The sequence below is a fragment of the Nocardioides albertanoniae genome, from assembly GCF_006716315.1.
Lineage (GTDB): Bacteria > Actinomycetota > Actinomycetes > Propionibacteriales > Nocardioidaceae > Nocardioides > Nocardioides albertanoniae.
Genome location: NZ_VFOV01000001.1, coordinates 588,144 through 610,861, shown reverse-complemented (window position 1 = coordinate 610,861; position 22,718 = coordinate 588,144). Strand labels below are relative to the sequence as shown.

25 protein-coding genes and 1 tRNA gene are annotated in these 22,718 nt (G+C 69.3%); 10 read left to right on the top strand and 16 right to left on the bottom strand.

Features of this window, described 5'->3' with window-relative positions; translation table 11 throughout:
* Positions 1–18: 18 nt before the first annotated feature.
* The 4 genes from FB381_RS02930 to FB381_RS02915 all read left to right on the top strand — a co-directional run bounded on the left by FB381_RS02930 (position 19) and on the right by FB381_RS02915 (position 5,004).
* Positions 19–1,557 (top strand): carboxyl transferase domain-containing protein, encoded by a 1,539-nt coding sequence (locus tag FB381_RS02930; RefSeq protein WP_141778903.1) that lies wholly within the window; start codon positions 19–21, stop codon positions 1,555–1,557.
* A 102-nt stretch (positions 1,558–1,659) separates the two neighbouring features.
* Positions 1,660–2,331 carry a TetR/AcrR family transcriptional regulator gene (locus FB381_RS02925; RefSeq protein WP_141778902.1) on the top strand — a complete coding sequence of 224 codons (672 nt, stop codon included), beginning with the start codon at positions 1,660–1,662 and terminating at the stop codon, positions 2,329–2,331.
* Between the two features lie 70 nt (positions 2,332–2,401).
* Entirely contained in the window at positions 2,402–3,355 is a 954-nt protein-coding gene (locus FB381_RS02920) for an ABC transporter ATP-binding protein (protein ID WP_141778901.1), read from the top strand.
* Complete coding sequence (locus tag FB381_RS02915; RefSeq protein ID WP_141778900.1) at positions 3,352–5,004, top strand: ABC transporter permease; 1,653 nt, start codon at positions 3,352–3,354, stop codon at positions 5,002–5,004. Before FB381_RS02920 ends, FB381_RS02915 begins: the two co-directional genes overlap by 4 nt.
* Before the next feature lie 64 nt (positions 5,005–5,068).
* Here FB381_RS02915 and FB381_RS02910 read toward each other — a convergent pair whose 3' ends face one another.
* From FB381_RS02910 to pdhA, 4 genes are all read right to left on the bottom strand, one after another.
* Positions 5,069–6,652 (bottom strand): calcium-binding protein, encoded by a 1,584-nt coding sequence (locus FB381_RS02910; protein WP_141778899.1) that lies wholly within the window; start codon positions 6,650–6,652, stop codon positions 5,069–5,071.
* A 103-nt stretch (positions 6,653–6,755) separates the two neighbouring features.
* Entirely contained in the window at positions 6,756–8,057 is a 1,302-nt protein-coding gene (locus tag FB381_RS02905) for a dihydrolipoamide acetyltransferase family protein (RefSeq protein WP_425465436.1), read from the bottom strand.
* A complete protein-coding gene (locus FB381_RS02900; protein WP_141778898.1) occupies positions 8,051–9,025 on the bottom strand; it encodes an alpha-ketoacid dehydrogenase subunit beta in 975 nt (324 codons plus the stop codon). The genes FB381_RS02905 and FB381_RS02900 overlap by 7 nt, the downstream gene beginning before the upstream one ends.
* The gene (pdhA, locus tag FB381_RS02895; protein ID WP_170225034.1) at positions 9,022–10,158 is read right to left on the bottom strand and encodes a pyruvate dehydrogenase (acetyl-transferring) E1 component subunit alpha; all 1,137 of its coding nucleotides are present in this window, start codon (positions 10,156–10,158) and stop codon (positions 9,022–9,024) included. The genes FB381_RS02900 and pdhA overlap by 4 nt, the downstream gene beginning before the upstream one ends.
* A 199-nt stretch (positions 10,159–10,357) precedes the next feature.
* Here pdhA and FB381_RS02890 point away from each other — a divergent pair, with 199 nt between their 5' ends.
* Positions 10,358–10,963, top strand: a complete 606-nt coding sequence (locus FB381_RS02890; RefSeq protein ID WP_141778896.1) for a hypothetical protein — start codon at positions 10,358–10,360, stop codon at positions 10,961–10,963.
* Positions 10,964–10,991: 28 nt separating this feature from the next.
* Here FB381_RS02890 and FB381_RS02885 read toward each other — a convergent pair whose 3' ends face one another.
* From FB381_RS02885 to FB381_RS02865, 5 genes are all read right to left on the bottom strand, one after another.
* Positions 10,992–11,957 carry a glutathione S-transferase family protein gene (locus FB381_RS02885; RefSeq protein ID WP_141778895.1) on the bottom strand — a complete coding sequence of 322 codons (966 nt, stop codon included), beginning with the start codon at positions 11,955–11,957 and terminating at the stop codon, positions 10,992–10,994.
* 9 nt (positions 11,958–11,966) lie between these two features.
* On the bottom strand, positions 11,967–12,974 hold the full coding sequence (locus FB381_RS02880; RefSeq protein WP_141778894.1) for a zinc-binding metallopeptidase family protein: 1,008 nt from the start codon (positions 12,972–12,974) through the stop codon (positions 11,967–11,969).
* Between the two features lie 7 nt (positions 12,975–12,981).
* On the bottom strand, positions 12,982–13,464 hold the full coding sequence (locus tag FB381_RS02875; RefSeq protein ID WP_141778893.1) for a hypothetical protein: 483 nt from the start codon (positions 13,462–13,464) through the stop codon (positions 12,982–12,984).
* 163 nt (positions 13,465–13,627) lie between these two features.
* Positions 13,628–14,704, bottom strand: coding sequence for a histidinol-phosphate transaminase (gene hisC / locus FB381_RS02870; protein WP_141778892.1), 1,077 nt, complete (start codon positions 14,702–14,704; stop codon positions 13,628–13,630).
* 11 nt (positions 14,705–14,715) lie between these two features.
* Positions 14,716–15,612 (bottom strand): dimethylarginine dimethylaminohydrolase family protein, encoded by an 897-nt coding sequence (locus FB381_RS02865; RefSeq protein ID WP_246087931.1) that lies wholly within the window; start codon positions 15,610–15,612, stop codon positions 14,716–14,718.
* A 142-nt stretch (positions 15,613–15,754) separates the two neighbouring features.
* Here FB381_RS02865 and FB381_RS02860 point away from each other — a divergent pair, with 142 nt between their 5' ends.
* The 4 genes from FB381_RS02860 to FB381_RS02845 all read left to right on the top strand — a co-directional run bounded on the left by FB381_RS02860 (position 15,755) and on the right by FB381_RS02845 (position 18,258).
* Positions 15,755–16,426: a GntR family transcriptional regulator gene (locus FB381_RS02860; protein WP_170225033.1), complete on the top strand. Its 672-nt coding sequence runs from the start codon at positions 15,755–15,757 to the stop codon at positions 16,424–16,426.
* A gap of 79 nt (positions 16,427–16,505) precedes the next feature.
* Positions 16,506–16,898: a phage holin family protein gene (locus tag FB381_RS02855; protein ID WP_141778890.1), complete on the top strand. Its 393-nt coding sequence runs from the start codon at positions 16,506–16,508 to the stop codon at positions 16,896–16,898.
* A gap of 44 nt (positions 16,899–16,942) precedes the next feature.
* Positions 16,943–17,404, top strand: coding sequence for a low molecular weight protein-tyrosine-phosphatase (locus tag FB381_RS02850; protein ID WP_141778889.1), 462 nt, complete (start codon positions 16,943–16,945; stop codon positions 17,402–17,404).
* The gene (locus FB381_RS02845; protein WP_141778888.1) at positions 17,401–18,258 is read left to right on the top strand and encodes a fructosamine kinase family protein; all 858 of its coding nucleotides are present in this window, start codon (positions 17,401–17,403) and stop codon (positions 18,256–18,258) included. Before FB381_RS02850 ends, FB381_RS02845 begins: the two co-directional genes overlap by 4 nt.
* A 53-nt stretch (positions 18,259–18,311) precedes the next feature.
* Here FB381_RS02845 and FB381_RS02840 read toward each other — a convergent pair whose 3' ends face one another.
* From FB381_RS02840 to FB381_RS02820, 5 genes are all read right to left on the bottom strand, one after another.
* Positions 18,312–18,725, bottom strand: a complete 414-nt coding sequence (locus FB381_RS02840) for a hypothetical protein (RefSeq protein ID WP_141778887.1) — start codon at positions 18,723–18,725, stop codon at positions 18,312–18,314.
* Entirely contained in the window at positions 18,722–19,318 is a 597-nt protein-coding gene (locus FB381_RS02835; protein ID WP_141778886.1) for a nucleotidyltransferase domain-containing protein, read from the bottom strand. Before FB381_RS02835 ends, FB381_RS02840 begins: the two co-directional genes overlap by 4 nt.
* A gap of 112 nt (positions 19,319–19,430) precedes the next feature.
* A tRNA-Ser gene (locus FB381_RS02830) sits at positions 19,431–19,518 on the bottom strand.
* A 10-nt stretch (positions 19,519–19,528) separates the two neighbouring features.
* Positions 19,529–19,996: a nucleoside deaminase gene (locus FB381_RS02825; protein ID WP_141782572.1), complete on the bottom strand. Its 468-nt coding sequence runs from the start codon at positions 19,994–19,996 to the stop codon at positions 19,529–19,531.
* Between the two features lie 26 nt (positions 19,997–20,022).
* Entirely contained in the window at positions 20,023–20,532 is a 510-nt protein-coding gene (locus FB381_RS02820; protein ID WP_141778885.1) for a tRNA adenosine deaminase-associated protein, read from the bottom strand.
* Between the two features lie 81 nt (positions 20,533–20,613).
* Between FB381_RS02820 and upp the strand changes: the two genes are divergently transcribed.
* Entirely contained in the window at positions 20,614–21,255 is a 642-nt protein-coding gene (gene upp / locus FB381_RS02815; RefSeq protein ID WP_141778884.1) for a uracil phosphoribosyltransferase, read from the top strand.
* 234 nt (positions 21,256–21,489) lie between these two features.
* Here upp and FB381_RS02810 read toward each other — a convergent pair whose 3' ends face one another.
* Together FB381_RS02810 and thpR are read right to left on the bottom strand one after the other, a co-directional pair.
* A complete protein-coding gene (locus tag FB381_RS02810; protein ID WP_141778883.1) occupies positions 21,490–22,023 on the bottom strand; it encodes a DoxX family protein in 534 nt (177 codons plus the stop codon).
* 105 nt (positions 22,024–22,128) lie between these two features.
* Complete coding sequence (gene thpR / locus FB381_RS02805; protein WP_141778882.1) at positions 22,129–22,689, bottom strand: RNA 2',3'-cyclic phosphodiesterase; 561 nt, start codon at positions 22,687–22,689, stop codon at positions 22,129–22,131.
* Positions 22,690–22,718: the final 29 nt, after the last annotated feature.

Genomic DNA, 22,718 nt, shown 5'->3' with positions numbered 1-22,718 from the left:
GTAGGTATCGTCCGATCCATGGGCCTGACCTCCGCTGAGCTGATCGACCTCGTCCTCGACCCGGGCACCTGGAGCCCGTGGGACACCGCACCCTCCTACGGCGACATCTCCGAGGCGTACGCCGCCGACCTGGCTCGCGCGCGCGAGCGCGCGGGCACGGACGAGTCGGTGGCGACCGGGGAGGCCCGCATCGCCGGTCGGCGGGTGGCCGTGGTGCTCTCCGAGTTCAAGTTCCTGGCCGGGTCGATCGGTCGCGCCTCGGCCGATCGGCTGATCGCGGCCATCGAGCGGGCCACCGCCGAGGGGCTCCCACTGATGGCCGGGCCGGCCTCGGGCGGCACCCGGATGCAGGAAGGCACGCCGGCGTTCGTGCAGATGGTGCGCATCGCCGAGGCCGTCACCCGCCACAAGGAAGCCGGGCTCCCCTACCTCGTCTACCTGCGCCACCCCACCACCGGCGGGGTGATGGCCTCGTGGGGATCGTTGGGACACGTCACCGTCGCCGAGCCCGAGGCGCTGCTGGGCTTCCTGGGCCCCAAGGTCTACGAGGTGCTCAACGGGCGACCCTTCCCGTCGGGCGTACAGGTATCGGAGAACCTCTTCGCCCACGGCCTCGTCGACGGCGTCGTACCTCCCGACGAGCTCGCCGGCCTCGTCGACCGCGTGCTCGCCATCCTCGACCTCCGCCCAGCCGAGAAGTCACCCCTGCAGGCCGAGGAGTCACGTACGCCGGTCGAGAAGTCGCCCCTGCAGGCCGAGGGGTCACCTGCTGACGACTCGTCCTGCAGAAGTGACGCCTCGGCGGAGGTCGACACCTGGGATGCGATCACTCGCTCCCGGCGCATCGACCGGCCCGGAGCGCGGGCGCTGCTACGGATCGCGGCGTCCGACGTCGTACCCCTCAACGGCACCGGGCAGGGCGAGCGCGACCCGGGCCTGATCATCGCGCTGGCACGGTTCGGGTCGGCCCCGTGTCTCGTGCTCGCCCAGGACCGCCGCGAGCAGGCCCATCAACCGCTCGGCCCCGAAGGTCTGCGCGAGGCACAGCGCGGCATGAAGCTCGCCGCCGGGCTCGGGCTCCCCGTCGTCACCGTCATCGACACCCCCGGCGCAGCACTGTCCGCGGAGGCGGAGAACGGCGGGATCGCCGGCGAGATCGCGCGTACGTTGGGAGCGCTCGTCAACCTCGAGACCCCCACGCTCAGCCTGATGCTCGGCGAGGGCAACGGCGGCGGCGCGCTCGCGTTCCTCCCCGCCGACCGGGTGGTCGCGGCACAGCACGCCTGGCTCTCTCCGCTGCCGCCGGAAGGCGCCTCGGCGATCGTCCACGGCAACGCCGATCACGCCGCCGAGATGGCCGAGGCCCAGCAGGTGCTGGCGGTCAACCTCCAGCAGATCGGGGTCGTCGACCGCATCGTCCCCGAGACTCCTGACGCCGCCGACGAGCTCGAGGCGTTCTGCCGCCGCGTCGGCGAGGCCCTCGAGGACGAGCTGCTGGCGCTGCTGGCCGCCGGACCCGGAGACCCGACAGCGCGAGCCGCGCGCTACGCCGGCTGATTCTGCGCCACCAGGCCTGATCTTCCCGCCACGGCGGGATTCTGCCGCGCCCGGACCCACTCACCTCTTGCGTTTCGATTGAACACGTGTTTAGCATTAAACATGCGTTCAACCCAGCCCGACCCGACCACCCGCGAACGGATCCGCGACGCGGCGGTGCTGCGGTTCGCTCGGGACGGGTTCGGCGCCTCGGTGCGGTCGATCGCGACCGACGCCGGGGTCAGCCCCGCGCTGGTGATCCACCACTTCGGCTCCAAGGACGAACTCCACGCCGAGTGCGACGAGCAGGTGCTCGCCGAGATCCGGGCGACGAAGAACGCGACGATCGACGAGGTGGCTTCCGGGCAGGGCATCCTGCACCGGTTCGCCGCCGCCGACGAGTACGCACCGATGCTCGGCTACGTGCTCCGCTCGCTGCAGGACGGTGGCCCGGTCGGTCGCACCTTCATCGAGCAGATGATCGATGACGCGGTCGGCTACACCAAGCACGGCGTCGAGGCCGGCCTGATCAAACCCAGCCGCGACGAGACGGCCAGGTCCCGCTACCTGGTCCTCTCCGCCCTCGGCTCGCTCATGCTCGAGCTCACCCTCAACCCGCCCAAGGATCCCAGCGACATCAGCGGCATGGTGCGCAGCTTCTTGGAGACGAGCTACCTCCCGATGATCGAGCTCTACACCCAAGGCGTCTTCACCACCCGGCGCATGCTCGACGAATACCTGCTCTACGTCCCGGACCCGCCGCAGGAGGCCCCGACGGAGCCCTCGGTCGATTGAGCACAGCTGAATCACGACCAGCCCCGTCGGCGTACGTCCTCCTGATCCCCAAACGTGGAAGAGAGCTCTCATGTCCGACAACATCCCCGCGGTCGAGATCGCGGGTCTGCACAAGTCCTTCGGTTCGTTCAAGGCCCTCGACGGCCTCGACCTGACCGTCCAGCCCGGCCAGGTGGCCGGCTTCCTCGGCCCCAACGGCGCCGGCAAGTCGACCACCATCAAGATCCTGCTCGGCCTGCTGCGCGCCGACGCCGGCACCGCTCGCCTCTTCGGCGGCGACGTCTGGCGTGACGCGGTCGCGCTGCACAAGCGGATCTCGTACGTCCCCGGTGACGTCAACCTGTGGCCCAACCTGTCCGGTGGCGAGTGCATCGACTACCTCACCCGGCTCAAGCCCACGGGTGACAAGACGCGTCGCAAGGCCCGCAAGGCCGAGCTGCTGGAGCGGTTCGACCTCGACCCGACCAAGAAGGCGCGCACCTACTCCAAGGGCAACCGGCAGAAGGTCGCCCTGGTCGCTGCCTTCCTCGACGAGTCCGACCTCTACATCTTCGACGAGCCGACCTCCGGCCTCGACCCGCTGATGGAGGCGGTCTTCACCGAGTACGCCCGAGAGGCGAAGGCGGCGGGCTCCTCCGTGCTGCTCTCCAGCCACATCCTCAGCGAGGTCGAGAAGGTCTGCGACACCGTCACGATCATCCGTGCCGGCGTCGCCGTCGAGTCCGGCACGCTCGACGAGCTGCGCCACCTGACCCGCTCCTCCGTCGTCGCCACCGTCGGCGGCGACCCCGCCGCGCTGAGCGGCCTGCAGGCCGTCAACGACCTGGTGACCAGCAAGAACGGCGCCGGCACCCGGGTCGCTTTCGACGTGGACAACAGCGCGGTCGGCGAGGTCATGAAGACCCTGACCGACCTCGACGTCCACGGCCTCACCATCACCCCGCCCTCGCTCGAGGAGCTCTTCATGCGCCACTACGGCGACGTCATCGAGCCGGCCGCCGACCTCGAGGAGAGCAAGCGATGAGTGCGGTGGCAACGGTCGCACCGCGGCGTACGGCCCTCGCGGACTTCACGGGCAGCGGCCACCTGATCTGGTTCATGCTCCGGCGCGACCGGATCCGGATCGCGGTGTGGACCGTCGTGATCGCGCTGCTCTACCTCGCCTCGCTCGCGCCGGGCGGTGAGTACGCCGTGCTCGACGACGACCCGCAGGCGCGGGCGGGCCGGGCGGCGACGCTGAGCAGCCCCGCGATGATCGCCATGGGCGGTCCCGGATACGGCCTCGACGACTACCGTCGCGGGCCCGCGGCGGCCAACGAGCTCATCCTCTGGGTGACGATCGCGCTGGCGGCGATGACGATCCTGCAGGTCGTACGGCACACCCGCGCCGAGGAGGAGTCCGGCCGCTCCGAGCTGATGCGCGCCGGCGTCCTCGGGCGGCACGCGCCGTCGGTCGCGGTCATCGTCGAGGTGCTCCTGACCAACGCGCTCGTCGCAACCGCCAGCACCCTCGCGCTGGTGGGCGTCGGGCTCGACCCGGTCGACTCGGCGGTGATGGCCTTCGGGATCGCGCTCGCGGCACTGGTCTACGGAGCGGTCGCGCTGGTCACCTCGCAGGTCTCGGAGAGCAGCGGCGGGGCGCTGGGCATGGCCTTCGGCGTGCTCGGCGTCACCTACGTCGCCCGCGTCATCGGCGACATCCAGGAGCCGCACGGCAGCGCGCTGTCGTGGCTCTCCCCCATCGCCTGGGTGCACCAGACCCGCGTCTTCGTCGACACCCGGATCTGGCCGCTCGGCATCGCCGTGGTCGTCGCGCTGGCGCTGCTCGTGGTCGCCGCCGTCCTCGGCTCCCACCGCGACTTCGGCGCCGGGATGGTGAAGGTGCGCAGCGGGCGGGCCGACGCCCCGGCCTACCTGAACGGCCCGGTCTCCCTCGCCTGGGTGCGGCAGTGGAGCGCCCTCGCCTGGACCGCGGTGGGGCTCGCGCTGATGTGGTTCGCCACCGGCACGATCCTGACCGAGGTGCCCAACATGCTCGAGGCCGTGGGCGACAACCCGCTCTACGACCAGCTGCTCAAGGGCTCGGGCGACGAGATGGTGAAGGTCTTCGCGGCGTTCATCGCGGCCTATTCGGCTCTCGGCGCCGGCGCTTTCGCCGTCGTGATGATGCTGCGTGCGAAGGCCGAGGAGGATGCCACCCGGGCGGCGCTGGTGCTCGCGAAGCCGGTGGCGCGCACCCGATGGCTGCTCGCCAACCTGCTGGTGGTCGCCATCGGCTCGATGGTGGTCCTCTTCAGCGGCATCTGGGCGATGGCGCTCGGCGGCTTCGCCGCGGGCCTCGACTCGATCACGTTCGGTGACTTCACCGGTCTGGCGCTGGCGTACGCCCCCGCCATCCTGGTCGTGCTCGGGTTCACGGTGGCCGTCTACTCCTGGGTCCCGCGGGCTTCCGGGGCCGCCTGGGCGCTGTTCGGCTGGATGTTCCTGGTGCTGATGTTCGCCGACATGCTCGACCTGCCCGACTGGCTGCGTGGCATCTCACCGTTCTGGTGGGTCAAGAACACCCTCTCGGAGACCATGCCCGCCAGCCACACCCTCGGCCTGCTCGGAGTGGCCGTGGCGCTGCTCCTGGCAGCCCTGGTCGGCTTCCGGCGCAGAGACATCCACGGGTGACGTGGCACGTGGGAGCTCCGGAGTCACTCGGTGACTCCGGAGCTCCCACGTCCAGCCTCTGCCGTCAGGACCCGGTGACCTTGAAGGTCGCGCCCGGCAGCTCCTGCTCCGGCCGCACCGAGCTCGGATAGGTGTCGACCCACTCCTGGTAGAGGTGCGGGCCGTAGTAGTCCTCGGTGACCGAGATGCGGTCTGCCGCATAGACCTGGAGGTCGTACGCCCCGGTCGGGGTGCCCTTCGGGACCGTCAGGCTCACCGTCCACTCACCGGCATAGATGGTGCCGGCCGTACGCACCGGGTCGGCCCCACAGATGAAGTCGCCGTGCATCGTGCGGCCGAAGCACACGCTCAGGGAGTCCAACCCGTTCATCTCGGTCACCCCGATCCGGTCGGTCACCGTCAGCACCGCCTTGATGGTCTTCGCACCGGTGCGTACGTCGACGGACGTCGCGCTCAGGCTCTTGAGCCGCACCACCGGCGGCGCCTCGTCCGGGTTGGTGCTGGTCACCTGCATCGAGGCGGCGACCTTCTCGGTCTCACGGCCGGCGGTGTCCGACGCGATGGCCTGGAGGGAGAGCTTGCCGCCGGGTGTCCACCGGGGCACGGTGACGTAGCCCTGCCACCAGCCGTCGCGGATACCACCGGAGACCATCGGCATGAAGCTGGTGTAGAGCTGCGCCGGGTTGTCGTCGGCGAGGCCGGTGACCCATCCCTGAACCCGGGAGACGCGAAGGTCGTCTTTCACGTGAACCCGCACCCGGACCAACGTGTCGCCAGAGTCCGAGTCGACCGCCGTCGGAGACAGGGAGGCCGAGACGATCACCGGTGCCTTGGTGTCGCGGAAGCAGCCGTAGAGGTAGTCGTAGACGTCGTAGTAGCAGGTGTTGGTGCCCCCGTTGCCGTGGACCTCGTCCACCCCTGATCCGCCCGCGAGCTTGTCGTTGCCGCTGTCGCCGTTGAGGATGTCGTTGCTGCTCTCGCCCCAGAGCAGGTCCTGGCCCGGGCCGCCGCTGATGGTGTCGCGGTTGTCGTTCCCGTGGAGACGGTCGTCGCCGTAGCCGCCGGAGAGCCGGTCGTTGCCGTCGCCGCCCGCGAGCTTGTCGTTGCCGTCGCCTCCGCTGACCGAGTCGGCTCCGGTGCCTCCGGAGACGGCGTCTGCGCCTGTGCCGCCATAGATGGTGTCGCCGGCAGCGCCGCCGTAGATGCGGTCGGCCCCTGCCCCGCCGGAGATCACGTCGAGGTGATCGCCACCGGAGATGACGTCACCGCCGTCCTCACCCCAGATGTGGTCCTGGCCGGTGCCCCCGTAGAGGCTGTCCGTGCCGCCACCACCGTGGATCCGGTCCTCGCCGCTCCCGGCGAGCACCTTGTCGGCGCCGTAGCCGGCGTAGACGTGATCCCCACCGGATCCGGCATCGATGAGATCGTCGCCGCCCCTGGCGTAGATGATGTCGCTGCCGCCGCGTCCGCAGATGACGTCGCGCCGTGACGTGCCCTTCAGGACATCACCACCGGACGTACCGACGATCGTGCACCGTACGCCGGTCGAAGTCGTCGCCGCGCTCGCGGGACTCGCCGCGAGCATGGTCGCCGAGGCGGCCAGCGCGACGATCCCGGCGAGCAGCGTGCGCCCCGTGAGGAGCACCATTCCTGCCTCCAGAAGATCTCAGGCCCGCGTCAGCGCGGGCCGCAGGATCATTGCAGAATCGATGCCCCTCCGGGTAGCGAACGGCGAATGTCGACTCAGAACATCAGAACATCAGAGCGGTGCTCGGGTCCGAGAGGACGGCACCCACGTCGGAGAGATAGCGCGAGCCGGCCTCGCCGTCGATGTGGCGGTGGTCGAAGCTGAGCGCGACGGTGCAGACGTCGCGCGGCTCGATGCGTTCGTCGTCGCCTTCCCCGACGACCCACGGCTGACGCTTGATCGCACCGACGCTGAGGATCGCGGACTCGCCCGGGTTGATGATGGGCGCGCCGCCGTCGATGCCGAACGGCCCGATGTTGGTGATCGTGAACGTCCCTCCGGCCTGGTCGGCAGGCGGGGTCTTGCCGGTGCGCGCGACATCGGTCAGCTCGTTGATCGCACCGCCGAGCTCGGCCAGCGACATCCGCTCGGCCCCCTTGACGTTCGGCACCTGCAGCCCGCGCGGCGTCGCCGCGGCGATGCCGAGATTGACGTAGTCCTTGAACACGATCTCCTGGGCGGCCTCGTCCCACCAGGAGTTGACGATCGGGGTGCGCCGCATCGCCAGCAGGCACGCCTTCGCCACGATCAGCAGCGGCGAGACGCGTACGTCGGCGAACTCGCGTCGCGCCTTGAGCCGGCCCACCAGGTCGGTGGTCGCGGTGACGTCGGTCGTCGTCCAGATGGTGACGTGCGGCAGCGTGAACGCCGAGTCGACCATCGCCTGGCCCATCTGCTTGCGCAGGCCCTTGATCGGCTCGCGACGCTCGCCGGCCCCGCTGGTCGTCTCGGTCCCGCTGGTCGTCTCGGTCCCGGCGCGGCCGAGGTCGGCCGTGGTGATCACGCCGTCCGTACGCTCCGGGGTGACCGTGGCCAGGTCGACGTCGAGGTCGCGCGCCAGCTTCCGCGCGCTCGGCTTGGCCAGCACCCCGTTGCCCGTCGTGGTGCCCGCGACCTGTGCGGAGACGGATCGGGTGCGGCGTACGACTGCGTCTTCCTTGGACCCGTAGCCGACCAGGTTGAGCGGCCCTTCGGCCTCCTCCGGCTCTGGCGGTGACGCTTCGACCTGCAGATCTGACTTCTCGGCCTGCGGGGGTGACGCTTCGGCCTGAGGGGGTGAGGCTTCGACGGAGTCGCCGATGCGGATGATCGGGGTGCCGACCTGGACCTCGTCGCCGACCTCGACCAGGAGCTCCTGGACGACACCGGCATAGGGAGAGGGCAGCTCGACGACCGACTTGGCGGTCTCGATGTCGCAGACGGGGTCGTTGACCTTGATGACGTCGCCGACGGCGACGTGCCACTCGACGATCTCGGCCTCGGTCAGGCCCTCGCCGACGTCGGGCAGCTTGAACTCGTTCACCACGCCAGGCTCCTGTCGACGGCATCCAGCACACGGTCGAGGTCGGGGAGGAAGAACTCCTCGGCCCGTGCCGGCGGGTAGGGGGTGTCGAACCCGCCGACACGGAGCACCGGCGCCTCCAGCGAGTGGAAGCACTGCTCGGCGACGCGGGCGGCGACCTCCGCGCCGAGACCGAGGTTGACCTGGGCCTCGTGGACGACGACCGCCCGCCCCGTACGCCGCACCGACTCGAAGACCGGCGCCATGTCGAGCGGCGAGAGCGTGCGCAGGTCGATCACCTCGAGCGACTTGCCCTCCCCCGCGGCCGCCTCGGCGGCGGTCAGGGCCGTCTTCACGGTCGGCCCGTAGGCCAGCACGGTCACGTCGGTGCCCGCGCGCACGACCCGCGACTCGAACAGCGGGGCAGGAGCGGCGTCGACGTCGACCTCGGCCTTGGTCGAGTGGTAGAGCCGCTTCGGCTCCAGGAAGATCACCGGGTCGGGGTGGGCGATCGCCTGCTGGATCATCCAGTAGGCGTCGAGCGGGTCGGAGCAGGCCACGACCTTGAGACCCGGCGTGTGCGCGAACTGCGCCTCCGGTGACTCGCTGTGGTGCTCGACCGCCCCGATGCCGCCGCCGAACGGGATCCGGACGACCATCGGCATCGCGACCCTGCCGCCGGAGCGGTAGTGGAACTTCGCCACCTGCGAGACGATCTGGTCGTAGGCCGGGTAGACGAACCCGTCGAACTGGATCTCGACGACCGGCCGATAGCCCCGCAGCGCGAGCCCGACCGCCGTGCCGACGATGCCCGACTCGGCCAGCGGCGTGTCGACCACCCGGGCCTCGCCGAAGTCCTTCTGCAGCCCGTCGGTGATCCGGAAGACACCGCCGAGCCGGCCGATGTCCTCCCCCATCAGGACGACCTTCGGGTCGTCCTCCATCGCCCGCCGCAACCCGGCGTTGAGCGCCTTCGCCAGTGTCATCTTCATCGCGAGGCCCCCTCGAGATCGAAGGAGGCGTGGTAGGCCGCGTAGCCGTCGCGCTGCTCCCGCAGCTCTGGCGGCAGCTCGGAGTAGACGTTGTCGAAGAGCGCGACCGGATCGGGCTCGGGCAACGCATGGATGCCGGCCCGCAAGCGTTCGCCGAGCTCGTCGGCCTCGGCCTCGACCTTGGAGAAGAACGACGACGAGGCGCCACCACCGCGGCGCAGGTAGGCCTCCACGCGGGCGATCGGGTCCTTCAGCTTCCACGCCTCGACCTCGTCGGAGACCCGGTAGCGGGTCGGGTCGTCGGTGGTCGTGTGGGCACCCATCCGGTAGGTGAAGGCCTCGATCATGGTGGGCCCACCGCCTTCGTGAGCCCGCTTGAGCGCGGCCTTCATCACCTCGTAGGTCGCCAGCACGTCGTTGCCGTCCACCCGCACTCCTGGGAAACCGAAGCCCTGAGCACGCTTGTAGAGCGGCACCTTCACCATCTGGTCGACCGGCTCGGAGATCGCCCACTGGTTGTTCTGGCAGAAGAAGACGACCGGGGCGTTGTAGGTGGCGGCGAAGACCATCGCCTCGTTGACGTCGCCCTGCGAGGAAGCGCCGTCGCCGAAGTGGGCCACCACCGCGGTGTCGCGGGTCGGGTCGCCGGTGCCGACGAGGCCGTCCATCTGCACGCCCATCGCATAGCCGGTCGCGTGCAGCGTCTGGGCGCCGATGACGATCGTGTAGAGCCCGAAGTTGTGCTCGGCGGGGTCCCAGCCGCCCTGGTCGGTGCCCCGGAAGAGTCCGAGCAGCTGCATCGGGTCGACATCGCGGCACCAGGCGACGCCGTGCTCGCGGTAGGTCGGGAAGACGAAGTCCTGGGGCGCGAGCGCGCGGGCCGCGCCGATCTGCGCCGCCTCCTGGCCCAGCAGCTGCGCCCACAGGCCCAGCTCGCCGTGGCGCTGCAGCGCGGTGGCCTCGACGTCGAGGCGACGGGTCAGCACCATGTCGCGGTAGAAGCCGCGTACGGCCTCGTCCTCGGGCCGGTCGGGCGAGAACTCGTAGTCGGGGTGGGAGACCCGCTCACCCTCGGGGTTCAACAGCTGCACCATGTCTGGGTGGCTGGGACTCGGAGTCAGGAATTCAGTCATCACGCTTCCTTCACACGGGGTGGGGTTGCCACCGCTGGCTGCACCGATCACGGACTTGTGATCCGTGACACATCGGCTCACCCAAACGGTACTCGCCCCCAGGAAAGCCCGTGCTCGAGAACGCCGAGGCTCACGGGCATTTCGGGTGGTGCCCGGACGGAGCCGTCGCTAGAGTCGCCGCACCTGTCAGGAGGCACAGATGTCCGATCAGTACGGCTACCAGCAGCCCTACCCCGCCCCGGCCGCGCCGCCGATGGCGCCCGTCGAGCGACCCAAGACGTTGACGTACGCCGTCATCGGCATGTGGATCGGGGCCCTGCTCGACGTCGTCTCGACCATCGTGCTCCTCACCACCGACATGGCCGAGATGAAGAAGCTGATCGTCACGGAGATGGAGAAGCAGCCGACGTACGACCCCTCCGTCTTCGAGGCGGAGAACATGGCCGACGTGATCGTCTCGATCGTCCAGATCGGCGGGGTGGTCTTCGGGGTGATCAGCCTCGGTCTGTGGATCTGGATGGCGATCATGAACGGCAAGGGACGCAACTGGGCCCGCATCACCGCCACCGTCTTCGGCTCGCTCTCGCTGATCTCCAGCCTCTCGAGCCTGGGCAACCTCGCCGGCAGCTCGACGTTCGGCGACGTCTCGGTCCCGACGTCGGCCGGCAGCGTGGTGGTCACCGTCGCGCAGCTCCTGCTGGTGATCGCGATCCTGGTGCTGCTGTGGATGTCGCCGACCAACGCCTACGTCAACGCCGTCACGGCGCAGCGCAAGGCGTCCAGGCAGGGCTACCCGGCCAGGTGACCGCGGTGACCCTGGCGACTCGGGTCGGCTAGCCGAGCGAGTCGCGCCCGTGCGGTTCGTCCCAGCCGGAGAGGTCGGGCCCGGCGGGCACGATCTGCGTGGGGTTCAGATCGGTGTGGACCTTGTAGTAGTGGTCCTTGATCTGCCCGAAGTCGAGCGTCTCGCCGATCCCCGGGGTCTGGTAGAGGTCGCGAGCGTAGCCCCACAGCGCGGGGAGCTCGACGAGCTTCTGCCGGTTGCACTTGAAGTGACCGTGGTAGACCGCGTCGAAGCGGGCCAGCGTCGTGAACAGCCGGATGTCGGACTCGGTCAACTGGTCACCGACGAGATAACGCTGTGAGGTCAGCCGCTCCTCGAGCCAGTCGAGAGCCGTGAAGAGGCGGTCATAGGCAGCGTCGTACGCCTCCTGCGACCCGGCGAAGCCACAGCGGTAGACACCGTTGTTGACCTCGGTGAAGACCCGCTTGTTCACCTCGTCCATCTCCGCGCGGAGCTCGCGAGGCCACAGGTCGGGGGCGTCGTCGGCGAAGAAGTCGCTCCACTCGTGGAAGAAGTCGTGGGTGATCCACGGGAAGTCGTTGGTCACGACCTTGCCGCTGGCCTCCTCGACGATCGCCGGCACTGTGATGCCGCGCGGGTAGTCGGGATAGCGGGCGAGGTAGGCCTGCTGCAGCCGCTCGATCCCGAGCACCGGGTCGACACCGCCGGGGTCGAGGTCGAAGGTCCACGACCGGGCGTCGTGGGTCGGGCCGGCGAGACCGAGGGAGATGACGTCCTGCAGCCCGAGGAGGTTGCGCACGATGATCGCCCGGTTGGCCCACGGGCAGGCGGCGGCCGCGACCAGCCGGTAGCGACCCGGCTCGACGGGCCACAGCGGCACGTCGGTGGGCCCGAACTCGGGCGTGCGGGCGCCCGCGGTGATCCGGTCGGGGATGTAGTTCATGTCGCGGTTGAACTCGCTGCCGGGCTCGACGTACTTCGCGTGCTTCCCCATGAGATCAGCCTACGGTGTCGTTGAATCCTGAACCAAGGAGGCGACGAAGTCGAGCTTGTCCAGCACGGCGGGCGGGATGACGAACGGGTAGAGGTCGTCATGGCCCATCGACCGGTTGATGACGTTGAGCGCGGCCGAGAGCGGCACCCAGACGTCGGTGACGACCTCGCTGAAGGCCTTGTCGGTCGGCACCGGAGCGGCGAGCCCGTGCGAGGCGGCGGAGCCGAGGGTGTCGTGGATGTGCAGGAAGTGGGCCCAGGTCTCGGCGAAGTCCTCGAACGGGTGCATCGTGGCGTACGTCGAGATGTAGTGGTGCTCCCAGCCCTTCGGCGGACCCTCGGAGTAGTGACGCTTGAGTGCCTGCTCGTAGGGGACCGACTCGTCGCCGAAGACCTCGGTGCACCGCTCCATCACCTCGCTCCCCCGCACGAGCTGCCACTCGAAGTAGTGGCCGACCTCGTGGCGGAAGTGGCCCAGCATGGTGCGATACGGCTCGGCGAGCGTCGCCCGGACGTGCTCACGGTAGGCGTCGTCCGACTCGGCGAGGTCGATGGTGATCACCCCACGGTTATGGCCGATGACCACGTCGGGGGTGGTCGCGATCCCGTCGCTGGCCAACAGGTCGAAGATCAGGCCCTCGGCAGGATCCTCCCGCTTCGTACGCACCACCAGCCCGAGCGCGTCGAGCTCCACCAGCAGGTGACGTTTCGCCTGCTCGGCATAGGAATACTGCTGACGTACGGAGGCCGGGGCGGTGTCGTCGGGGTGGGCCCCGGTCAGCTCGCAGGCGAAGCACACCCCTCCCTCACGGCGTGCCAGCCAGTTGCACCCGGTGACCAGGGTGTTGGTGCAGACCCACCGGACGGAGCCGTCGCTGCCGACGTAGCTGCCCTCGGGTGAGACCGGCACGATCTCTCGCTCCTCGCGCGAGTAGGCCAGCCGGGTGCCGCAGGAGACGCACGCCGAATTCTCGAAGTAGAGCCGGTTGCCGCACTTCTGGCAGGTGAACGCTTTCATGCCCCCATCATCGGCTGCGTTCGGCCGTGCCCCACTCCTCGACGCGCCAGCCGTCGTCGTCACGGGCGAGCACGACGATCATCGAGTCGTCGGGCACGGGGCCGTCGTCTGCGACGTAGGAGATCGTGACGTCGACCCGGGCGACGTCGCCCTCCACCTCCGGCTCGCCGTAGACGATGGTGCGGGTCAGCGCGTGCGGGTTGGGGTCGGTGTAGGTGCGCTTGCCCTGGGCGACGTCGATCAGTGCCTTCGCACCACCGCCGTCGAGGAGCTTGTCGCCCTTGTCGGAGGCGAGGTCGTAGAGGGTCGAGGTCGACGTGGTCTCCACGAACTCGCGGGTCACCTCGGCAGGGGTCGAGCTGCGCGCGAGCAGCCAGAGCGAGAGCACCACAAGGGCCGCGACGACCACCAGCACTCCGGAGATGCGAACTCCGCGTCGCCAGCGGCGGCCACGGGTGACGATGCTCGCCCGCTGCGGCGCTTGGTCCACGAGCAACACCGTACTTTCACTCCTGCGGGTCGGGGGCCACATCGCCCGAGACCGTCGAGGTCAGGCGGTGGTGAGGTAGCCGGAAACATAGCGGGCCACGACCCCACGCGCTCGAGAACGGGTCAACACCAGCATGACCCATCCTCGGTTGCGGGAGGCGAGGTCAGCGCGGGAGGGAGGCCAGGAGTTCGATGAACCGGGTGTTGGCCTCGACCTCGCCGATCGAGACGCGCACGCCTTCGGGGGCGTAGGGGCGCACCATCAGGCCCGCCTCGTCGGCAGCCGCAGCGAACTCGGCGCAGCGGTCCTCGGAGCCGAGTGCGAACCACACGAAGTTGCCCTGGGCGTCGGGGATGTCCCAGCCGGCGGCGCGTACGCCCTCGACGACCCGGGCGCGCTCGACGGTGAGGTCGTCGACCCGGGCCAGCAGCTCGGCCTGGCGCTCGAGCGAGGCGACGCCGGCCGCCTGCGCGACCACGTTGACGCCGAACGGCAGCGCCATCGCCCGCAGGGTCGCGGCGATCGGCGCGGGCGCGAGGGCATAGCCGACCCGGAAGCCGGCCAGCCCGTAGGCCTTGGAGAAGGTGCGCAGCACGACCACGTTGCTCCTGCCGCGGTAGGTGGCGACGCCGTCGACCGCGTCGTCCATACGGACGAACTCGGCGTAGGCCTCGTCGACCACGACCAGCACGTGCTCGGGCACCTTGGCGAGGAAGGCATCGAGCTCGGTCTGGGTGACCGAGGTGCCGGTGGGGTTGTTGGGGGTGCAGACGAAGACGACCTTCGTACGCTCCGTGATGGCGTCGGCCATCGCGTCGAGGTCGTGGCGGCCGTCGGCCGTGACGGGCACCTTGACCGCGGTGGCGCCGGCGGCGAGGACTGCGATCGGGTAGGCCTCGAAGCTGCGCCAGGCGAAGACGACCTCGTCGTCAGGGCCGGTGTAGGCCGAGACGAGCTGGAAGATCAGCGCCACCGCGCCGGTGCTCAGCGCGACCTCCTCGACCGGCACCTGGTAGCTCGCCGAGAGCGCCTCGTAGAGCTCGGCGCTGCCGGCGTCGGGGTAGCGGTTGACCCGCCTCGCCGCCTCGGCCGCGACCTCCACGACCCCGTCGAGGGGCGGGTAGGGGTTCTCGTTGGAGGAGAGCTTGTAGGTCACCAGACCCGGCCGCTCGGCCGGCGGCTTGCCCGCGACGTACGCAGGCATGGCAGCGACACTGGGACGGGGCTGTGGGATGCTCATATCGTGAGATTCTAGGTCGCGATGACCTCGCCGCCGTAAACGACAGGGACGTCCCGGCCGATCACGATGTCGAGGGGGTTGGTGACGCAGCGGACCGACCCGCCGCCGAGGTGGAGCTGGCTCATGTCGACGATCCGGATGGTGAAGCCCCAGCCCTCGAGGACCGCGCGGACGCGGTCGGGGCAGGAGGGCATCACCACGGTGCGGCCGATGACGATCGAGTTGGCGGCGAAGGTGGTCAGCGCCTCGTCCTCGGTGATGACGAGGGGCTCCGGGATCAGGTCGAGCAGGGCCTGCGCCGACTCGGGGGCAAGCGCGTCGGGGCAGATGATCGCGCGGCGGTCGTCGAGCGGGCAGAACGCGAGGTCGAGGTGGTACATCGCCGCGTGCGTGGTGCGCACGCCCAGCACGCGCACACCCATCTCGGCGGCCAGGGTCTTGAGCGCCATCTCGTCGGTGCGCGGGCCGGTGCCGGCCACCAGGTGGCCTGCGAACGGGAAGACGTCGCCCGCCTCGAAGGTCGGACCGATGCCGTCCTTGCCGACGTACGCCATCCCCCACCCGTTGCCGGCGAACCACTCGGCCGCGGAGAGGGTCTCGTTGCGGCGCTCGGGGAAGCGCATGTGGGAGAGCAGCACGTGGCGGCGGCTGTCCCCGCCGTCGGGGAGCGTGGCCGCGAAGCCGAGGTTCATCGCGTAGACCATGTCGGGGCTGTCCTCGCGCGGCGTGATGACGTCGACACGGCCGCCGAGCTCCTCGATGGTCGCCCTGAGGGTGTCCCACTGCGCGCGGGCGCGGAGCGGGTCGGGCTGGATCGCGGTGTCCATGAACGGGTTGATGGCGTAGTCGATGCGGTAGTGCGTCGGCTCGGCCATCAGGTAGTGACGGCCCCAGCTCAGTGTGCTCACTCGAAACCCCTCTCAGATCTGATCGTCAGAACGTCCGATTGCCTGATTGACTGATTGACTGATTGTCAGACAATTCTCTACCGATAGATTAGTGCACGAACGGTCATCACCGGAAGGCAGCGCAGGTAGGACAATGGGGTCCATGTTCGACTCACTCACCCTCGACGAGCCCGCCTCGACGGTCGACCGCGTCGCCGACGAGCTCCGCCGGGCGGTGTTCGAAGGCGAGCTCGAGTCGGCCACGCCGCTGCGCGAGCAGGGTCTCGCCGAGTCACTGGGTGTCGGCCGGTCGACCGTACGAGAGGCCCTGACGATCCTCGTCGCCGAAGGCCTCGCCACCCGCACCCCCAACAAAGGGGTCGCGGTCGCCACCACCGAGGCCGACTCGGTGCGCGACGTCTGCGCCTCGCGCTGGGTGCTCGAGGGCGCGGGCGTACGCAACTGGCTGAGCGCCACGCCCGACGACCGCCAGGCGGTGCACGACTCGCTCGAGGCGTACATCTCGGCGGTGCACTCCGAGGACGCCACCTATCGCGACCTCAACGAGCGCCACCTCGCCTTCCACCTCTCGCTGGTCGGCCTCACCGGGTCGCCGCGGCTGGTCGCGATGCAGGAGCAGCTGGTGCTCGAGCTCAAGCTCGCCCTCGCCCAGGTCGACCGCATCCGCCGCAACGCGCACGACCAGGCCGAAGACCACGCCGCCCTCGTACGCCTCCTCGACGCCGGCCGCATCCACGATGCCGAGCGGTTCCTGGAGAAGCACCTCTCCGACGCCGCCCACTCGATCTGCAAGGCGCTACGGCTCGAGGAGTAGCGGGTCGAGGAGTAACAGCCCCGCCACACCTCCACCCGGGCCCTTACGCGAGGTTGCCGCACCTGCCAGACTCGCCGGCATGCGCATCGTGACGTGGCTCATCACCAACGCCATCGCCCTCGCCGTGGCGACCTGGCTCGTCGGCGGGATCTCCTTCGACGGCCCGACCAGCGGCATGGACGAGGTCAAGCAGAAGCTGCTCCCGCTGCTGATCGTCGCCCTCGTGCTCGGCATCGTGACGGCGTTCGTGAAACCGATCCTCAAGTTCCTCGCGTTCCCGTTCATCGTGCTCACCCTGGGCCTGCTCCTGCTGGTCATCAACGCGGCCATGCTCGGCCTCACCGCATGGATCCTCGGGCCGACCGGGGTGGGCTTCCACGTCGACGGGTTCTGGGCGGCGGTGCTCGGCGGCATCATCATCTCGATCGTCGGCTGGGGCCTCGACCGCGTCTGGCCCGAGGGCGACGAGTAAGACGTTCTGCTCCGCATTCTTGGCCAAAATGTAAAACTCGGGCCATGAAGATCGCCGTCGTCTGCCTGGGCAACATCTGTCGTTCCCCCATGGCTGAGGTCGTGCTGCGTGACCGTCTCGACGGCTCCGGGCTCGACGACGTCGAGCTGGTCTCGGCCGGCACGGGTGGCTGGCACGCCGGCGACGCGATGGATCGTCGGGCTGCCGCCACACTGCGCGAGGCGGGCTATGACCCCGACCACCATCGAGCCAAGCAGTGGCCGGTCGGCGACCCCGCGACGTACGACCTCGTGCTCGCCATGGACGCCGACAACCTGGCCGACCTGACGGGCCTGGCGCCCGAGGGCCGCCTGCGGATGTTCCGTGATTTCGATCCCGAAGGGCCCGGTGACGTGCCCGATCCCTATTACGGTGGGGATGAGGGATTCAGGGAGGTGCTGGCGATGGTGGAGCGTACGAGCGATGGGATCGTCACATCCGTGGCCGCTTCGAGGCCTGGTTCGTGACCCGTCAACGGGCGGTGGCTCGTCGCGCCGAGCAGCTGCTCGGCGCGGCGGTGGTCAGCACGTCCCCGGTCGCCGGCGGAGACATCGCGACCGCCACCAAGATCCGGCTCAGCGACGGCTCGCTGGCCCTGATGAAAGCCCATTCGCCTGCGCGTGACGACTTCGTCGCCGCCGAGGTCCGAGGGCTGCGCTGGCTCGAGGAGTCGGGGTCGGTCAACGTGCCCGAGGTGCTCGCCGCCGAGACCGACTGCCTGGTCCTGCGCTGGATCGAGCCCGGCCGCCCCAACGCCGAGTCGGCCGAAGACCTCGGCCGCGCGCTCGCCGGGCTCCACCGCACGCAGGTCGCCGACTTCGGCGCCGAGAAGGACGGGTTCATCGGCCGGCTGCCGATGCCCAACAAGCCCGCCGACACGTGGGTCGAGTTCTATGCCGTACGCCGCCTGCTCCCCTATCTCAGGGCCGCCCGTGACCGGGGCGCCATCGACGAGGAGGGCGCCGCGAGCGTCGAACAGGTCGTCGGCAAGCTGCCGGCGCTGATCCCGGAGGAGCCGCCCGCCCTGCTCCACGGAGACCTCTGGAACGGCAACGTGCTCTGGGACCGGAACAGCCAGGCCTGGCTCATCGACCCCGCGGCGTACGCCGGGCACCGCGAGGTCGACCTGGCCATGCTCGCCCTCTTCGGCCTCCCCCACCTGGAGCGGATGATGGCCGCCTACGAGGACCTCACCCCGCTCACCGAAGGCTGGGAGGACCGCCTCGGTCTGCACCAGCTCTTCCCGCTGCTCGTCCACGCCGCCATGTTCGGCGGCGGCTACGGCAGCCGGGCCGCCACGGTCGCCCGCCGCTACCTCTGACGTCAGCGGGCAGCAGCGCTGTTCACGATCGGGACAGTATTGATGGACTGCAGCTAGCCCCTAAGAGCGGTCGCGGCGTGCGCGATGAGCTGCTCGCTGACTCGCCGTGCGCGGGTCTCCTCCGCGCTTCGGATCAGGGCCGGCGAGTACTGCGCCTTGTCCTTGATGTCGAGCAGTGAAGCAAGCAGCTTGCCCAACTGTTCCTTCGGCACGGCCTCTTCCAGCAGAGTCACCGCACCGCGATGATCCTCGCCTCGCCAGCGCTCCCCCACCCTCGCGGCGCAGATGGCGTCGGCAGATGCGATCCCAGCGAGCACGTAGAGAGTGACCGCAACCTTTCCGGCGTACGCGTCCTCAGGCTCTTCGCCTCCGAGAACTCCGAGCTCGTAGCACTTGCGCGCATAGCCCAGTCGCGCGGTTGCCTGCGCTTTGCTGAAAGGCTCTCGTCGACCCTTGGCCCTGCTCACGCCGACGGCACCAGCGCGAGAAGGTCGACGCCGTCGCGCTCGACAGACCGAACCAACGGATCACCCTCAGCAATCATGTCCTGCCACCTGCGCTCATCGACGATCACGAACTGGGCATGGTTTCCGGTCCATCGAGCGATCTGCTGACCGAGGGCATATTGCTCGTCGGCCCAGGACGACGGTTCGTCGTCTCCGTGGACGAGCAGGATGTCGATGTCGGAGTCTGGCCCACCGTCAGCGCGCGCAGCGGACCCGAAGACGACAGCCTTAGCCGGCAGCGGCCTCCAATCGCGGACGGTGGCGGCGATACGGCCGAACAGGTCCTCCCGCAACGACATGATCGTGTCCACCGCCGGCCACACAAGGTGGTCCCGGTTGACGCTGTAGAGGATCGCGGCGCCCGTCCGCTCAGCAACCACCAGTCCGGAGTCGACCAGACGGTCCAGGACACGTGCGACCCCGGGGACGCTGCCCCGTTCGGCGATGCGTTGGATCTGGCGACCACTCAGCGGTTTGCCTGACCGCGCAAGCACCTGAAGCACCGGCCCATCAAGGCTCGGCACCAGAGTGGCGTACGGAAAGGACAGGTCCATGTGTTAACTATAACAGACACTTGTCTAGAATAATTAACACATGGACCCGACTGCACCGTCACAGGAATGCAGAAAGGGCGCTTGACCTGGTGTCAGATCAAGCGCCCTTCACTGGCGGTGACGGTGGGATTTGAACCCACGGTAGGTCTCCCTACACAACATTTCGAGTGTTGCACCATCGGCCGCTCGGACACGTCACCGCCGATTAAGTTACAACCTCGGGGGGTCTGCGTCGAAATCGGGGTCGCTGCGCTGGTCGGCGAAGAAGCCGGCCAGCAGCGTGCGCTGCTCATCGGCCATCAGCCCGGCGATCACCTCGGGGCGGTGGTTGAGCCGGCGGTCGCGTACGACGTCCCACAGGGAACCGACCGCACCGGCCTTGTCGTCGTAGGCGCCGAAGACGATTCGCTCGACCCTGGCGAGCACGGCGGCGCCGGCACACATGGTGCACGGCTCGAGGGTCACCACGAGCGTGCAGCCCTCCAGCCGCCACTCGCCGCGCGCCTTGGCGGCCTCGCGCAGCGCGACGACCTCGGCATGCCCGGTGGGGTCGGCCTCGGCCTCGCGTACGTTGCGGCCGGTGCCGATCACGACGCCGGAGGGGTCGACGACGACCGCGCCGATCGGCACGTCACCGGTCGCCAGAGCGGCCCGGCCCTCGTCGAGGGCAGCCCGCATCGGACCCTCCCAGCGGCTGCTCGGGGTCACGCGGGCATGAGGCCGACGGCGTCGTCGAAGGCCTCGCCGCAGCCGATCGCCCGGGCGATCTCGGAGAGCGTCTCGTCGGGGTAGAGATCGTCCTCGTACATGTCGTCGAGCAGGATGCCCATGTCGACCGCGCTCATCCCGAAGTCGGCGAGAATGCCCAGGTCACCGGCGGGTTCGGCGTCGTCGTCCTCGACCTCTTCGGGCAGCGGCAGACCGAGCACGTCGAGCGCCGAGGCGGCGATCTCCCACTCGTCGGCGGCGGTCACATCGGAGAGGAGCACCTTCGTGGCCGCGCCGGAGACCCGGACGATCACGAAGAAGTCTTCGTCGACGGCAGCCATCGCGATCGCACCGCCGTCGCCGGGGAACCGGTGCAGCGCGTGGGTCAGTGTCTCGACATCGGTCAGCAGGTCGTGAGCGAGCTCGCGCACGACCCAAGCGCCGCTCTCGCGATAGACCGCGACAGCGAAGTCCACACCCTCGATCTGCTCCAGCTGATCAGACACACGACCAGAGTGACACCGAAACCGCCCCGGGTCTAGGGGGAATTGGTGACCACAAGGCGAACCGATCGTAGGGTTCAGCCCATGGAGACCCTCGTTGTGGACCACCCGCTTGTCGCCCACAAGCTCACCACGCTGCGTAACAAAGACACCGATTCATCGACTTTCCGTCGGCTTGCGGACGAGCTCGTCACGCTGCTTGCCTATGAGGCGACTCGTGGCGTGCGCGTCGCCACCGTCGACATCGTCACCCCGGTCTCGCCCACCCAAGGCGTACGCCTCACCGATCCGCAGCCGCTGATCGTGCCCATCCTGCGGGCGGGTCTCGGCATGCTCGACGGCATGATCCGGCTGATGCCGACCGCCGAGGTCGGGTTCCTCGGCATGGTGCGCAACGAGGAGACGCTCGAGGCCACGACCTACGCCGAGCGTCTTCCCGCCGACCTCTCCGGACGCCAGTGCTACGTCGTCGACCCGATGTTGGCCACGGGTGGCACCCTCGCCGCAGCCATCGACTTCCTGGTCGCTCGCGGCGCCGACGACATCACCGCCGTCACTCTCCTGGCCGCTCCCGAGGGCATCGAGGTCCTGGAGAAGGCCCTCGAAGGCGTCGACGCCCCCGTCCGTCTCGTCACCGCGGCTCTCGACGAGAAGCTCAACGAGAAGGGCTACATCGTTCCCGGTCTCGGCGACGCCGGCGACCGTCTCTACGGCGTCGCGAACTGACCCCTCGCCGAGAAGTCACTCCTGCAGGCCGAGAAGTCACTCCCGCGGGCCGAGAAGTCACTCCTGCAGCTCGAAGAGTCAGTCCTGCAGGTCGAGTTGGCATTGCCATGACCTCTCGGCCTGCAGAAGTGACGCATCGACCTGCAGGAGCGACGTCTCGACGCGTACGTCTGACGTCTCGACCTGCAGAGATGACGCATCGACCTGCAGGGGTGACGTCTCGACGTGGGTGGGTCAGCCCCTGAGGGTGACGCCTTCTTCGACGTACGGCGGGCGGGCGGCGGCAGCGGCGGCTTCGGCCTCTTCCTTCTCGGCGCGGCGACGGGCGGCCTTGGCCTTGAAGGGCCAGGTGAAGATCTGGTCGAGGGTGAGGCGGCCGGGGGCGATGACGCCGAGCACCAGCGCACCGACGCCGAGGGCTGCGGCGAGCTCCCAGCCACCCTGGTCGACGAAGACCTCGGTGCCGCGGTGGGCGTACCAGATCGCGCCTGCCATCTGTGCCGCGAGCACGACGCCGGCGATCGGGGCGAACAGACCGACGATCAGGAGCGCGCCGCCGCCGAGCTCGACGAAGGTCGCCACCTGGGCGGCGATCGCCGGCTGCGGGACGCCGAGGCCACCGAGGAACTTCTCGGTGGCGGCGAACCCCTGGTCGTACTTCTGCCAGCCATGGGCGACGAAGATGCCGCCGACGACCACGCGGGCGGCGAGCAGCACGACGTCGTTGAACAGTCCGGTGTAGGCGTTGCGCCCCACTCGACGACTCATGTCCGGTTCTCCTCTGGTCAGGTCAGAACGATCCGCACACGCTAACCGTCGAGCCCGGCACCCCTTACCACCCGGGGCACGTGTCGCCGGGTTTGGTCGCCGGGTTTAACCGAAGGGGAACTCGGCGACGACCTCGTGGACCGGATGCTTCCGCGGCCCCTCGCCGAGCCGCGAGTGCACCAGCGCGAAGGACGAGACCGTCCAGGATGGGCCGCGGTAGGCGTCGAGCAGTCGCACCCAGTTGCTGAGCTCGACCGGTTGGCCGGTGCGCGCGAGCGTCAGGTGGGGTCGGAAGCGCCCGCCGTCGACGTCGGCACCCGCCTTGGCGAGGGCGTTGCGGGCGCCGGTCGCCGAGCGATCCAGCTCGTCGGCCGGGTCCGCTTCCACACCGGCGTAGAGGACCTTGCCGGCGGTGACATCGGGAAAGGCACCGCCTCCGGTGATCGTCAGGCCGAAAGGCGTACGCCGCCCGGCGGCCGTCTCCAGCCGCTCGATCACGTCGTCGAGGGACCGCTCGGGGACGTGCTCGGCGAAGGCGAGCGTCAGGTGGAGCTGGTCGGCGAGCGACCAGCGGAAGGCGGCCGCGTCGCGGCGTACGGCCAAGAACTCGTCGAGATCCGCAGATACCGACTCCGGCGGGATCACCGCCACGAACATTCGATTCATCGGTGTCCATTGTGCCTGGCATGGCCGGC